This is a genomic window from Pseudomonas sp. PDNC002 (assembly GCF_016919445.1).
Classification (GTDB): domain Bacteria; phylum Pseudomonadota; class Gammaproteobacteria; order Pseudomonadales; family Pseudomonadaceae; genus Pseudomonas.
Window position 1 is genome coordinate 2,401,568 of record NZ_CP070356.1, and the last position, 12,624, is coordinate 2,414,191.

A 12,624-nucleotide genomic window follows, 5' to 3' on the forward strand; every position below is an offset into this window, starting at 1 on the left:
AGAGGCGGGCAGGTTAGCCCGCGATCAGGTGTCGGGCAATCCGCGCGCCACCAGGTAGGCACGCAGGCGTTCATGCAGGGCGCGCAACCGCGGCAGCGGCAGACGCAGGCGATCGCCTTCGGCGCAGGCGTGGCCCAGCAGATAGGCAATCTCGCTGCGGCGTCCCTTGGCCACGTCCTGGTACATCGAGGAGAAATTCGCGGCGGTGGCGGCGATCACCCGTTCCACATCGCCTTGCAGTTCCCGCGCGGCGAGCGGATAGCCGGCGGCGTGGAGCACTTGGCCCAGTTCGTCGCAGAGTCCGGCGACTTCGGCCGGATGGCTGGCCAGCTCGCCGTTACGGCACTGGTGCAGGACGGTCAGCGGATTGATCGCGCAGTTCAGCGCGACCTTGCGCCACAGGCGCTCGAGGATGTCATCGCTCCATTGCGCGGGGATCTCCGCCTGTCGCAGGTCCGCGAGCCAGTCCGGCGCGGGGCCACCGAGCTCGTCGCCCAGCCAGGTCTGACCGGCGCCTGCGAAGACCACCCGGAAGTCGGAGGCGCGAAACGCGCCTTCGGTGCTGGAAGCGTACAGGCAGCGTGCCCGGGGCAGGTGCGCGCTGACCGCCTGCTGGCTACCGAGGCCGTTCTGCAGCAGGAGCAACTCGGCGCCGGGGGCCAGGCGCGCGGCCACGCTGGCGGCGGCGGACTCGGCGTCATAGGCCTTGCAGGCCAGCAGCAGGCGCTGGATCGGTGCGCCCTGGGCGGCGGTTTCCGCGGGGATCGGGTAGAGGCTTTCGCGACCGTCCTCTATCAGCGTGATGCCGCCGAGTGCGCGATAGGCGTTGAGGCGCTGGCGGTCGCGCAGCAGCAGGCGGACGGGCAGGCCGGCGCGGGACAGGCGGGCGGCCCACAGGCAGCCGAGGCTGCCGGCGCCGAGGATGTACCAGGTCATGGCAAGGACTTCGCGGTTGGAGGGCTTACCGCGGAGTTTAGCGCAGGCCGGTCAGGCGGCTCGCGTTGATCCGTCCGCTGGTGTAGGCATCCGGGAGCAGGGTGCGAGCCTGCTGCATGAGCTGCTCGACTTCCAGCGGCAGCGCCTTGGCATCCAGGCCGACCAGGCTGATGCCGGCCTTGAGGGTGATGAAGCCTTCGCTGGTCTTGAAGGCCTTGAGGTTCAGGCCTTCGTGCAGGCGGCGGAAGCTGCTGGGCGAGCATTCCTGCAGGTCTTCCAGCAGGGTGATCAGGGCGAAGTGCTGGCTGTCCAGGCGGGCCAGTACGTCCAGCGGGCGCACCAGCTGTTGCAGGCGCCGGGCGACACCGTGGAGCAGTTCGTTCTGGAACGGCTGGCCGTGCTTCTGGCCCAGCTCGGCCAGCTCCGGCAGGCCGATCAGCATGTAGCACACGGCGCCGCCGCGCGATTCCACCTGGCGGATGCTGTCGGCCAGCTTCTGCTTGAGGTAGCGCTGGTTGCCCAGGCCGGTGGCGCTGTCCACCAGGTTGCGCTCTTCCAGGCTGGTGATGTTCTCGGTGAGCAGGCGGTTTTCCATCAGCAGGCGCTGCAGGGTATTGCTCAGGCGGTCCGCGGCGAGGACGCGGGGCACCAGTTGCTCGTTCATCGCCGACTTGCTGACGAAGTCGTCCACGCCGCGATCGAAGGCTTCGGCCAGGGCGTTGTCGCCCTCCTTGCCGGTGAGCAGGATGATGTAGGTGTAGTGGTCGCCGCTCTCGTCAAGCTGGCGGACCCGTGCGGTGAGCTCCAGGCCGTCCATCTCCGGCATCAGCCAGTCGGCGAGGAGGATGCTCACCGGGTGCTTGTCGAGGATTTCCAGTGCCTCGCTGGCGCTGCTGGCGAATCGCACATTCTGGTAGCCGGCCTGGCTCAGCGCGCGGCCGATCATGGCGCTGGAGAACTTGGCGTCGTCGACCACCAGGATGCTGAGATGGTTGGTTGGCATGAACAGGCTCGTAAAGAGGTGGGAAATGCCGGCTCTTCTTTGTCTCGGGGCCAGGCGCAGTCTTGTCGGTCAGTTATAATGACCGCGCATTTTTATCGTCAAGCCAGGCGTCGTCCCGTCTGTGAACCGGGTCGCGCCGTCCATCTGGAGAGATGTCATGCCTTCGTTCGACGTGGTGTCCGAACTGGACAAACACGAACTGACCAACGCCCTGGACAATGCCGTCAAGGAACTGGACCGCCGTTTCGACCTGAAGGGCAAGTGCAGCTTCGAGGCCAAGGACAAGTCCATCACCCTGACCGCCGAGGCGGACTTCATGCTCGAGCAGATGCTCGACATTCTCCGCTCCAGCCTGGTGAAGCGGAAGATCGACGCACAGTGCATGGAGGTCAAGGATTCCTTCGCTTCCGGCAAGGTGGTCAAGCAGGAAGTCGATTTCCGCGAGGGCATCGACAAGGATCTGGCGAAGAAGATCGTCGCCCTGATCAAGGACAAGAAGCTCAAGGTCCAGGCCGCCATCCAGGGTGAGCAGGTGCGTGTCACCGGCAAGAAGCGCGACGACCTGCAGGAGGCCATCGCGCTGCTGCGCGGCGAGTCCCTGGGTATGCCCCTGCAATTCAATAATTTCCGCGACTGATATCTCTCAGCGGAACCTCATCGCCCGAGTGACGTCGCAGTAATAGAGTCGCTCGGCGAACTCCCGACCGCCATGGCTTGCCATGGCGGTTTTGTTTTTGAAATGGCAATAGACAAGGGGCCTGCATCCATGGATATGAATTACGAGCAGATCATGAACAGCGCGGAGGCCTGGACGCCGGTCGTCCTGGCCTACCTGGGCAATGCCGTGCTGGCGCTGTTGACCCTGCTGATCGGCTGGTGGGTGATCAATCTGTTTACCCGTCGCGTCGGCGGCGTGCTGTCCACCAAGCATGTGGACAAGACGCTGCAGAGCTTCATCGGCAGCATGGTGAACATCATCCTGAAGATCCTGCTGATGGTCAGCGTGGCGTCGATGATCGGCATCCAGACCACCAGCTTCGTCGCTGCCATTGGTGCCGCCGGCCTGGCCATCGGCCTGGCGTTGCAGGGCAGCCTGTCGAACTTCGCCGGCGGGGTGCTGATCCTGCTGTTCCGCCCGTTCAAGATCGGTGATTGGATCGAGGCGCAGGGCGTGGCCGGCACCGTCGACACCATCATGATTTTCCACACCGTGCTGCGTACCGGCGATAACCGCACCGTGATCGTGCCCAACGGCGCGCTGTCCAACGGCATCATCACCAACACCTCCAGCCAGGCGACCCGCCAGGTGACCTTCGACGTGAAGCTGGCCTACGACGCCGACCTGGATGGCGCGCGCGCCATTCTCAAGGAGCTGGCGGAGGACCCGCGCGTACTCAAGCAGCCGGCGCCGGTAGTGGTGGTCGCGGGGCTGGGCGAGAATTCGGTGACCCTGTCGCTGCGCCTGTGGACCGCCAACTCGGACTACTGGGCGGTGACCTTCATGCTCAATGAGCAGGTGCGCTCGCGTTTGCTCGACCACAGCATCGACCTGGCGCCGAGCAAAGTAGTGCGCGTGGTCAAAGGTGAAGAGGACGCGGTGCTGGCCGATTGAGCCAGGCATCCAGCAAAAGGCCGGCATTCGCCGGCCTTTTTCGTTTCCCCCGGTTCAGTGCCGCTCGGCGCTGGCAGGTTGTTGCGGCGGCGCTTCCGATGTTTCCTCCGGCGCACCGTTGGTCATGTCGTTGCGGCGGCGCAGCCACAGCCAGCCGATCAGCAGCAGTGTCGGCACGCCGAGCAAGGCCGTGAAGAAGAAGAACCGCTCGTAGCCCATGCCCTCGACCATGGCGCCGGAGTAACCGCCGATAAAACGCGGCAGCAGCAGCATCGTGGAACTGAGCATGGCGTACTGGGTCGCCGAGAACTTCAGGTTGGTCAGACTCGACAGATAGGCGACGAACGCCGAAGTAGCCAGGCCGCCGCTGAAGTTGTCGAGCATGATGGTCACCACCAGCATGGTGACGTGGGGTTCCAGCACCTTGAGCAGGGCGAACACGTTCTGTCCCATCAGGTGCGGGTCTTCGATCGCGCCCATCTGCGCGAGCATGGCGAATAGCAGGTTGGTCGCCGCCGAGGCCGCGCCGCCGATGAAAAGGATCGGCAGGATGCTGAAGCGGGCGATCAGTACACCGCCGGCGGCCGCGCCTACCAGGGTCATGATCACGCCGAACAGCTTGCTGACGGTGGCGATGGTGTCCTTGGAGAAGCCCATGTCGATGTAGAACACGCTGGCCATGGTGCCCATGACGGTGTCCGACATCCGGTAGGTGGAGATCAGCCCGAGCAGCAGCAGCGCCTGCCAGCGGTAGCGGCGGACGAATTCGGTGATTGGCGTCAGCACCGGCGCCATCAGCAGGCGGCCAGGGGCGGAAATGCAGCTCAGGGAAATCAGCAGATAGAGAATGGCCAGCCACCACTTGCCGGCGTCCGCCATGCTGATGAAGGCGGTCCCCGTGACCAGCAGGATGATCAGCACGATCACCGATACGGCCTGGTGGACGAAGTCGAACTGCGGCAGGCCGCGCCCGTGCACCGCCAGCAGCAGCGGCCGGCGTACCTTCGACAGCAGCTCGCGTACCGGGCGGATCTGCCGGCGGCCGTGGGGCGTGATGCAGATGGCGATGAAGATCGCGTAGAGCGCGGCGCGCGGCCAGGCCTGGTTGGTCAGCGCGGTGAGCATGGCCGGCACGGAGATCAGCAGCACCAGCAGGGTCAGCACCGAGAGCAGTTGATGGTTGAAGGCGAATGCCGAGCTGCCGGCCTGGGGCTGCACGTTGACCGGCGGCTCGCGCATCAGCAGGGTGGTGATCAGCCCGGGGAGGATCGCCAGCGAACACACGGCGTAGGTCAGCGCCCAGGCCGACTGGCTGTAGTGCAGGGCGCTGGAGCCGGCCCATTCGGCGAGGAACAGCACGCCGGCGGTGGCGAACAGCACGGCGACCCGGTAGCCGGTCATGTAGCAGGCGGCGAGGGCGGCCTGGCGGGAGTTCTCGGCGATTTCCAGGCGGTAGGCGTCGATGGCGATGTCCTGGGTGGCCGAGGCGAAGGCCACCACCATCGCCAGGCAGATCAGCCAGTTCAGGTGGAATTGCGGGTTGCACAGGGCCATGCCGAGCAGGCCGATGGCGATCAGCCCCTGGGAGAACACCAGCCACGAGCGGCGGCGGCCCAGGCGGCCGATGAAGGGCAGGCGCCACTGGTCGAGCATGGGCGACCACACCCATTTGAAGGCGTAGACCAGCCCGATCCAGCTGGCGAAACCGATGGTTTCCCGGCCGACACCCGCTTCACGCAACCACACCGAGAGGGTGGAGAGCACCAGCATGTACGGCAGGCCGGCGGCGAATCCCAGCAGCAAAAGCGCGAGGCTGGCGGGAGACTTGTAGGCAATCCATGCCTCTCGCCAGGAATGCTCTTTCATGGGGGTTGTTTTCCAGCAGGTCGAAAATTATCGCGAACTCTACTAGGACTGCTCGCCGCTAGGCCAGCCGTGCCGACGTATGTCCACCCGATCGTTATGGATTCTGACACCCTCGGCACGCAAACGTGCGCGCTGCTCGTTGCCCGAGGGAGTGCCTTGCGGAAGGCTGATCCGCCCGCCCGCCGCGATCACGCGGTGCCAGGGCAGGCGGGTGCCTTCCGGCAACTGACTGAGGACGCGTCCGACGAGGCGCGCGGAGCGGCCCAGGCCAGCAAGCCGCGCGACGTCGCCATAGGTGATGACGTGCCCCTCCGGCACCTGAGCGATCACCAGGAAGATTGCCTCACGACGCACCTGCAGGCTTTCCAGCCCGAGATCGGGGGACGGCGTGACAGGTGGAAGCTTGGATCTGGGCATCGAAAGCGCCGAATCAGAGGGGCCGGAGGTCAGCATATCGGCTGCTGCGAGTCTGACAAGCTGGCATTTTTGTCAGCCCCATCTGTCAGTCATTGTGAACTCCCTGCAACTGGGTCTGTCAGTCGTTGCTCTGGTGTCGGGTATCTGGATAATGCCCGGCTTTTTGCCCATCCAATCCAGTTGAATTCGACTCATGTTGCCCAGAGCCCTGCTGTCCCTTGCCCTCGCGTCCTGTTCCCTGCCCGCCCTTGCCGATACCGTCTGGCTGAAGAATGGTGACCGTCTCACCGGCACCATCAAGCTGTTCGACGGCGGCAAGCTGCTGCTGGCGACCGATTATGGCGGGGAGATCACCCTGAAATGGGACAAGATCAAGACCCTCGAGACCGACCAGAACCTGCTGGTGAAGTACGACGAAGAGAGCGGTGAGCACTCCAAGGGCATCAAGGCGTCGGACGATGGCAAGGTCACGCTGGTCAATGGCCAGCCGCGTACGGTGGAGCTGGCGAAGATCGAGCAGATGATGCCGCCCAAGCCGATCCTGGAAGACTGGGTATGGACCGGCAACGTCGATTTCTCCCTCGACCACAAGCAGGCGGAGAACGATGTCGAGGACTACGACATCGACTTCAAGACCAACGCCCGCCACGGCCGCTGGCGCCACAACCTGCAGGGTGAGTACAACCGCGAGAAGAAGAACGACCAGGTCAGCACCAACAACTACTCGGCCGAGTATGCGTTGGACCGCTTCCTCGACGAGCATTGGTTCTGGCAGGGCCAGGCGCAGTACAAGCGCGACTGGATCGAAGACCTGGAGAAGAAGCGCACCGTCGGTACTGGCCCGGGCTACCAGTTCTGGGACAACGAGCTGGGCGCGTTCTCCCTGGCCACGCTGGTCAACCGCAACGACTACGAATTCGTCGACAACGAGAAATCGCACTTCTACAGCACCAGCCTGAAATGGGACTACAACCGCTATCTGCTGGCCAAGCAGTTCGAGCTGTTCACCAATGGCGAGGTGAGCAAGCCGCTGGAGTCCAACGTGGAGTACGAGCTGGAGAGCGAGGCGGGCATCCGCTACAAGCTGACTTCCTGGGCGTCCCTGAGCCTGAAGGCCGAGTGGGACAAACTCAGCGGCAACGACGGCGACGTCAACGAGCGCCGTTATACCGTTGGCCTGGGCGTGGGCTGGTAAACCCCGCCCGGATGTGCCGGAAGGCGCTGTCGTAGGAGCGGACCTTGTCCGCGATCAGCCGGAAGCCCCGGTGCGGTTCGCGGATGAGATCCGCTCCTACGAATAGCCGAAAAAAAGCCCCGCACCTGGCGGGGCTTTTTCCTGGGCGGGCGGATTACAGACGCAGGCCGCCGTCCAGCTCCAGCACGCGGCCGGTGTAGTAGTCGTTTTCCAGGATGTAGGCCACCGAGTGGGCGATTTCCATCGGCTTGCCCAGACGCTTGAGCGGAATGCCGGAGGTCATCTTCTCCAGGGCTTCGGGCTTCATGCTGGCGACCATGTCGGTCTCGATGAAGCCAGGGGCCACGCCCGCCACGCGGATGCCATAGCGCGCCAGTTCCTTCGCCCACACCACGGTATCGGCGGCGACGCCGGCCTTGGCCGCGGAGTAGTTGGCCTGGCCCATGTTGCCGGCGCGGGAAATGGAGGAAATGTTGACGATCGCGCCCTCGTTCTTCAGCTCGATCATCTTCGCCGCCACTTCGCGGGTGCAGAGGAACACGCCGGTCAGGTTGACGTCGATCACCGCCTGCCACTGGGCGAGGCTCATCTTGCTCAGCTCGCCGTCCTTGACCTTGATGGTCAGGCCGTCGCGCAGGATGCCGGCATTGTTGACCAGGCCGTTGATGGCGCCGAAGTCGCTGGCGACCTGGGCCACCATGTGGGTAACCTGTTCTTCATTGGCGACGTTGCAGATATAGGCGCGGGCGTCACCGCCGGCGGCCTTGCAGGCGGTCACGGCTTCGTCCAGTTTTTCGGCGTTGAGGTCAACCAGCGCGACGCGCGCGCCCTTGCCGGCGAGGTACTCGCCCATGGCGCGGCCCAGGCCCTGGCAGCCACCGGTGATGATGATGACCTTGTCTTTCAATTGCATCGGAACAACCCCACGAACAGTTTCTGGTGAAAGGCCCCGCCGGCAGCTGTGCACAGAGTCAGTCCTGCCCGTCCGTTTACGACGGATTCTTTGCGAGGAGTCATAAGTTGAGCGTGAAAGCTGCCAAGCATGCCCGAGAACTGCTGCTCAAGGAATACCGCGGCGTCCTCTCGACCCATTCGAAGAAATGGCCCGGCTTCCCCTTCGGTTCGGTGGTGCCCTATTGCCTGGATGAGGCCGGCCGGCCGCTGATCCTGATCAGCCGCATCGCCCAGCACACCCATAACCTGCAGCAGGACGGCAAATGCTCGTTGCTCATCGGCGAGCGCGGCGTCGACGACATCCAGGCCGCCGGCCGCCTGACCCTGCTGGCCGAGGCGCGGCAGATCGAGGACGTCGACGCCATCGCCGGCGCCGCCGAGCGCTATTACCGCTATTTCCCCGGCTCGCAGGACTACCACATCGTCCACGATTTCGATTTCTGGGTGCTCGAACCGGTGCAGTGGCGCTTCATCGGTGGTTTCGGCGACATCCACTGGCTGGGTGCCGAGAGTGTGCCGCTGGCCAACCCCTTCGTCGGCGAGGCGGAAAAGAGCATGGTCGAGCACATGAACAGCGACCACGCCAATGCCATCGAGCATTACGTCGAGCTGGCCGGATTACCTGCCGGCAAGGGCCCGCAACTGGCTGGAATTGATACCGAAGGTTTCCACCTGCGCATCGGCCAGAGCCTGCATTGGCTGCCATTCCCCGCGCCGTGCGGCAATCCTGGCGCGGTTCGCCAGGCGCTCGTGCAGTTGGCCAAGGCGGACGTCTGGCCGGGCAACGAAGTTATCCAGGCGTGAGCAATCCCCGGGCAATCCCTTGAAATCGGAGCGGGACGTCGCCACCTTGCCTGTTATCTGGGCAAACGACCCGCCAAGGAAACATCAATGCGAGTTCCTCTTTTCCTGATTCTTCTCTTCCCGCTGATCGAGCTGGCCGTGATGATCAAGGTCGGCAGCGTGATCGGCGTGGGCTGGACCCTGCTGCTGATCATCGCTGGCGCCTTCATCGGTGCAGCCGTATTGCGCGTGGCTGGCGTCGCCACCGCGCTGCGTGCCCGCGAGCGCCTGAACCGCGGCGAGCTGCCCGAGCAGGAAATGCTCGAGGGCCTGGTCATCGCCCTGGGCGGCGGCCTGCTGATGCTCCCGGGCTTCATCAGCGACGTCTTCGGCCTGCTCTGCCTGATCCCGTTCACCCGCCGTCTGATGCTGGGCCGCGTGCGCCAGCGCATGCAGGAACAGGCCGAGCGCCGCCGGGCGTTCGCCGACGATCCTGGCGCCCAGCAACGTGGCGGCCCCAGCGTGATCGAAGGTGAGTACCAGCGCCGCGAGGAAGACCGCGACCGCCTGCGTTGAGCGTCGGGCGGTTACACCCGCCCGAGGCACCCTCCGTTAGCAAAAATTTTTTGGTCACACCCTTGAAATGCCTTGCAGCGACCTTATGTACCGGTCACCGCAAGGTCCCTGTCACATGGACAGGCTGCTCTTTACGCGTCTCGCCAGCCGGGACGCAAACCGGCAACGCCGGATTCAATAAAACCTGCCGGGCATCGATCTGGCCGTTGGAAATCACAGTTTGGGAGAGTTACGACTATGAAGCTTCGTCCTCTGCATGATCGCGTCGTTATCCGTCGCAGCGAGGAAGAGACCAAAACCGCAGGCGGCATCGTGCTGCCGGGTTCCGCCGCCGAGAAGCCGAACCGCGGTGAAGTGGTAGCCGTAGGTGCCGGCCGCGTGCTGGACAACGGTGAAGTTCGCGCTCTGGCGGTGAAAGTGGGTGACAAGGTGGTCTTCGGCCCGTACTCGGGCAGCAACGCCATCAAGGTCGACGGTGAAGAGCTGCTGGTGATGGGCGAGTCCGAGATCCTCGCCGTCCTGGAAGACTGATCCAGTCCGTCCCCAATCCCACTGAATTCGATTTAGAGGAAACAGAACATGGCTGCCAAAGAAGTTAAGTTCGGCGATTCCGCTCGCAAGAAAATGCTGGTCGGCGTAAACGTCCTGGCCGACGCAGTTAAAGCGACCCTCGGCCCGAAAGGCCGTAACGTCATCCTGGACAAGAGCTTCGGTGCTCCGACCATCACCAAGGACGGCGTTTCCGTCGCCAAGGAAATCGAACTCAAAGACAAGTTCGAGAACATGGGCGCCCAACTGGTGAAAGACGTTGCCTCCAAGGCCAACGACGCTGCCGGTGACGGCACCACCACCGCTACCGTTCTGGCTCAAGCCATCGTCAACGAAGGCCTGAAAGCCGTCGCTGCCGGCATGAACCCGATGGACCTGAAGCGCGGCATCGACAAGGCGACCATCGCCATCGTTGCCCAGCTGAAAGAGCAGGCCAAGCCCTGCGCCGACACCAAGGCCATCGCCCAGGTAGGCACCATCTCCGCCAACTCCGACGACTCCATCGGCAACATCATTGCCGAAGCCATGGACAAGGTCGGTAAAGAAGGCGTGATCACCGTTGAAGAAGGCTCGGGCCTGGAAAACGAACTGTCCGTCGTAGAAGGCATGCAGTTCGACCGTGGCTACCTGTCCCCCTACTTCATCAACAAGCCGGACACCATGGTGGCCGAGCTCGACGGCCCGCTGCTGCTGCTGGTCGACAAGAAGATCTCGAACATCCGCGAAATGCTGCCGGTCCTGGAAGCCGTTGCCAAAGCCGGCCGTCCGCTGCTGATCGTGGCTGAAGACGTCGAAGGCGAAGCCCTGGCTACCCTGGTCGTCAACAACATGCGTGGCATCGTCAAAGTCGCAGCCGTCAAGGCTCCGGGCTTCGGCGACCGCCGCAAGGCCATGCTGCAGGACATCGCCATCCTGACCGGCGGTACCGTCATCTCCGAAGAAGTCGGTCTGAGCCTGGAAGGCGCCACCCTGGAGCACCTGGGTAACGCCAAGCGCGTGGTTCTGAGCAAAGAAAACACCACCATCATCGATGGCGCTGGCGCTCAAGCCGACATCGAAGCTCGCGTCCTGCAGATCCGCAAGCAGGTCGAAGAGACTTCCTCCGACTACGACCGTGAGAAGCTGCAAGAGCGTCTGGCCAAGCTGGCTGGCGGTGTTGCCGTGATCAAGGTTGGCGCTGCCACCGAAGTCGAGATGAAAGAGAAGAAAGCCCGCGTTGAAGACGCCCTGCACGCTACCCGTGCCGCGGTGGAAGAAGGCGTGGTTCCTGGCGGCGGCGTCGCTCTGGTACGTGCTCTGCAAGCCATTGAAGGCCTGAAGGGCGACAACGAAGACCAGAACGTCGGTATCGCTCTGCTGCGTCGCGCTGTCGAAGCTCCGCTGCGCCAGATCGTTGCCAACTCCGGCGACGAGCCGAGCGTGGTAGTCGACAAGGTCAAGCAAGGTTCGGGCAACTACGGCTACAACGCTGCTACCGGCGTGTACGGCGACATGATCGAGATGGGTATCCTCGATCCGGCCAAAGTCACCCGTTCGGCCCTGCAAGCCGCTGCTTCCATCGGCGGCCTGATGGTCACCACCGAGGCGATGGTTGCCGAAGTGGCTGACGACAAGGCTGCTCCGGCCATGCCGGACATGGGCGGCATGGGTGGCATGGGCGGCATGATGTAAGCCACCCGGCACCTGCTATAAGAAAAAGCCCCGCCTAGGCGGGGCTTTTTCATGGGCGGTGGATATGCCAGACTGCGCCGCAGGAGATGGCATTCCTCCTTCAACCGCCCTTGTGGCTGATGATGCCTACGCATAGACCTGGAAAGGCGCGTAGGCGCTCGCCTGCAGCCTGTCCAACCACCTTCCCCAGGACAGGACCATGTGGAAATCCATTCTCGCCGTCTCCCTCGGAGCCGCTCTCGGCGCACTGCTGCGCTGGGTGCTCGGGCTCAAGCTCAATACTCTCCTGCCTTCGATGCCACCGGGCACCGTGGTCGCCAACCTGATCGGCGGCTACATCATCGGCGCGGCCATCGCTTTCTTCGCCAACACGCCCGGCGTGGCGCCAGAATGGCGGTTGCTGATCATCACCGGCTTCTGCGGCGGACTCACTACCTTCTCCACCTTCTCGGCGGAAGTCGTCGTGCTGCTGCAGCAGGGCCGGCTGGCCTGGGCGATGGGCACCGTGGCCACGCACCTCGCCGGTTCTCTGTTGATGACGCTGGCCGGACTCTGGTCGGTGCACGCGCTGATGGGCCGCTAGGTCCGGGCAGAAGAGGGCCCGTCAGGGCGCAGGCGATCGAAAGGCCGCAGGCCTTTGGAGGACGAGATGAACGGCTATCAGTTGAAGTTCTTCACCCAGCAGGACCGTAAACATGCCGGCCTGCCTCTGGCCCAGTGGCTGTTGGAAGAGGCTCGGCGGCAAGGCGTTCGCGGCGCAACGCTGATGACGGCGAGCGAGGGGTTCGGCAAGACCGGGCGCATTCACTACGCGCATTTCTTCGAGCTGGCCGATCAGCCGCAGGAAGTCACCATGGCCGTGAGCGAAGAGGAGTCCGAACGCATCTTCGGCATCATCCGCCAGGCAGGCGTGAAGCTGTTCTACGTGAAGACGCCGATCGAGTTCGGCGTCACCGGCGAGGACGACTGACCGCCGCCGGGAACCTGCGCTCGGCGTGCCGCGTGTCGGTGCTACTGTCTCAGTGCGAACAAGTGTGAAAAATCCGTCAAAGGCGCTTAAGT

The 12,624-nt window shown here is 63.8% G+C and carries 13 protein-coding genes, 1 pseudogene and 1 riboswitch; of the genes and pseudogenes, 9 read left to right on the forward strand and 5 right to left on the reverse strand.

Annotation, left to right across the window (positions count from 1 at the left end):
- Positions 1–24 precede the first annotated feature (24 nt).
- Together JVX91_RS11150 and JVX91_RS11155 are read right to left on the reverse strand one after the other, a co-directional pair.
- Positions 25–936, reverse strand: a complete 912-nt coding sequence (locus JVX91_RS11150; protein ID WP_205339270.1) for a putative 2-dehydropantoate 2-reductase — start codon at positions 934–936, stop codon at positions 25–27.
- 37 nt (positions 937–973) lie between these two features.
- A pseudogene (locus tag JVX91_RS11155) lies at positions 974–1,957 on the reverse strand (response regulator); the annotation flags it as partial.
- 139 nt (positions 1,958–2,096) lie between these two features.
- Between JVX91_RS11155 and JVX91_RS11160 the strand changes: the two are divergent.
- Complete coding sequence (locus JVX91_RS11160) at positions 2,097–2,576, forward strand: YajQ family cyclic di-GMP-binding protein (RefSeq protein WP_205339272.1); 480 nt, start codon at positions 2,097–2,099, stop codon at positions 2,574–2,576.
- 129 nt (positions 2,577–2,705) lie between these two features.
- Positions 2,706–3,551, forward strand: a complete 846-nt coding sequence (locus tag JVX91_RS11165; protein ID WP_205339273.1) for a mechanosensitive ion channel family protein — start codon at positions 2,706–2,708, stop codon at positions 3,549–3,551.
- Between the two features lie 54 nt (positions 3,552–3,605).
- On the opposite strand, the gene JVX91_RS11170 is transcribed toward JVX91_RS11165, so the two are convergent.
- Both JVX91_RS11170 and JVX91_RS11175 read right to left on the reverse strand, forming a co-directional pair.
- Complete coding sequence (locus JVX91_RS11170) at positions 3,606–5,417, reverse strand: AmpG family muropeptide MFS transporter (RefSeq protein ID WP_205339274.1); 1,812 nt, start codon at positions 5,415–5,417, stop codon at positions 3,606–3,608.
- A 42-nt stretch (positions 5,418–5,459) separates the two neighbouring features.
- A complete protein-coding gene (locus JVX91_RS11175) occupies positions 5,460–5,834 on the reverse strand; it encodes an MGMT family protein (protein WP_205339986.1) in 375 nt (124 codons plus the stop codon).
- 193 nt (positions 5,835–6,027) lie between these two features.
- Between JVX91_RS11175 and JVX91_RS11180 the strand changes: the two genes are divergently transcribed.
- The gene (locus JVX91_RS11180; RefSeq protein WP_205339275.1) at positions 6,028–7,029 is read left to right on the forward strand and encodes a DUF481 domain-containing protein; all 1,002 of its coding nucleotides are present in this window, start codon (positions 6,028–6,030) and stop codon (positions 7,027–7,029) included.
- 154 nt (positions 7,030–7,183) lie between these two features.
- Here JVX91_RS11180 and JVX91_RS11185 read toward each other — a convergent pair whose 3' ends face one another.
- Positions 7,184–7,942 (reverse strand): SDR family oxidoreductase, encoded by a 759-nt coding sequence (locus tag JVX91_RS11185; RefSeq protein WP_205339276.1) that lies wholly within the window; start codon positions 7,940–7,942, stop codon positions 7,184–7,186.
- Between the two features lie 107 nt (positions 7,943–8,049).
- Here JVX91_RS11185 and JVX91_RS11190 point away from each other — a divergent pair, with 107 nt between their 5' ends.
- The 6 genes from JVX91_RS11190 to JVX91_RS11215 all read left to right on the forward strand — a co-directional run bounded on the left by JVX91_RS11190 (position 8,050) and on the right by JVX91_RS11215 (position 12,532).
- On the forward strand, positions 8,050–8,787 hold the full coding sequence (locus JVX91_RS11190) for a HugZ family protein (RefSeq protein ID WP_205339277.1): 738 nt from the start codon (positions 8,050–8,052) through the stop codon (positions 8,785–8,787).
- 87 nt (positions 8,788–8,874) lie between these two features.
- Complete coding sequence (locus JVX91_RS11195) at positions 8,875–9,342, forward strand: FxsA family protein (RefSeq protein WP_205339278.1); 468 nt, start codon at positions 8,875–8,877, stop codon at positions 9,340–9,342.
- Positions 9,343–9,579: 237 nt separating this feature from the next.
- Positions 9,580–9,873, forward strand: a complete 294-nt coding sequence (locus JVX91_RS11200; RefSeq protein ID WP_009617968.1) for a co-chaperone GroES — start codon at positions 9,580–9,582, stop codon at positions 9,871–9,873.
- Between the two features lie 48 nt (positions 9,874–9,921).
- Entirely contained in the window at positions 9,922–11,562 is a 1,641-nt protein-coding gene (gene groL, locus JVX91_RS11205; RefSeq protein ID WP_054906573.1) for a chaperonin GroEL, read from the forward strand.
- 73 nt (positions 11,563–11,635) lie between these two features.
- Positions 11,636–11,698: riboswitch (Fluoride riboswitch) on the forward strand.
- A 63-nt stretch (positions 11,699–11,761) separates the two neighbouring features.
- On the forward strand, positions 11,762–12,145 hold the full coding sequence (gene crcB / locus JVX91_RS11210; protein WP_205339279.1) for a fluoride efflux transporter CrcB: 384 nt from the start codon (positions 11,762–11,764) through the stop codon (positions 12,143–12,145).
- Positions 12,146–12,211: 66 nt separating this feature from the next.
- The gene (locus JVX91_RS11215) at positions 12,212–12,532 is read left to right on the forward strand and encodes a DUF190 domain-containing protein (protein WP_205339280.1); all 321 of its coding nucleotides are present in this window, start codon (positions 12,212–12,214) and stop codon (positions 12,530–12,532) included.
- Positions 12,533–12,624: the final 92 nt, after the last annotated feature.

Bases quoted from the DNA above. Each gene is read 5' to 3' on its own strand.
- JVX91_RS11150 (WP_205339270.1), bottom strand. From the start codon at position 936: ATGACCTGGTACATCCTCGGCGCCGGCAGCCTCGGCTGCCTGTGGGCC.
- JVX91_RS11215 (WP_205339280.1), top strand. From the start codon at position 12,212: ATGAACGGCTATCAGTTGAAGTTCTTCACCCAGCAGGACCGTAAACAT.
- crcB (WP_205339279.1), top strand. From the start codon at position 11,762: ATGTGGAAATCCATTCTCGCCGTCTCCCTCGGAGCCGCTCTCGGCGCA.
- JVX91_RS11175 (WP_205339986.1), bottom strand. From the start codon at position 5,834: ATGCCCAGATCCAAGCTTCCACCTGTCACGCCGTCCCCCGATCTCGGG.
- JVX91_RS11200 (WP_009617968.1), top strand. From the start codon at position 9,580: ATGAAGCTTCGTCCTCTGCATGATCGCGTCGTTATCCGTCGCAGCGAG.
- JVX91_RS11180 (WP_205339275.1), top strand. From the start codon at position 6,028: ATGTTGCCCAGAGCCCTGCTGTCCCTTGCCCTCGCGTCCTGTTCCCTG.
- JVX91_RS11185 (WP_205339276.1), bottom strand. From the start codon at position 7,942: ATGCAATTGAAAGACAAGGTCATCATCATCACCGGTGGCTGCCAGGGC.
- JVX91_RS11170 (WP_205339274.1), bottom strand. From the start codon at position 5,417: ATGAAAGAGCATTCCTGGCGAGAGGCATGGATTGCCTACAAGTCTCCC.
- JVX91_RS11195 (WP_205339278.1), top strand. From the start codon at position 8,875: ATGCGAGTTCCTCTTTTCCTGATTCTTCTCTTCCCGCTGATCGAGCTG.
- JVX91_RS11160 (WP_205339272.1), top strand. From the start codon at position 2,097: ATGCCTTCGTTCGACGTGGTGTCCGAACTGGACAAACACGAACTGACC.
- groL (WP_054906573.1), top strand. From the start codon at position 9,922: ATGGCTGCCAAAGAAGTTAAGTTCGGCGATTCCGCTCGCAAGAAAATG.
- JVX91_RS11165 (WP_205339273.1), top strand. From the start codon at position 2,706: ATGGATATGAATTACGAGCAGATCATGAACAGCGCGGAGGCCTGGACG.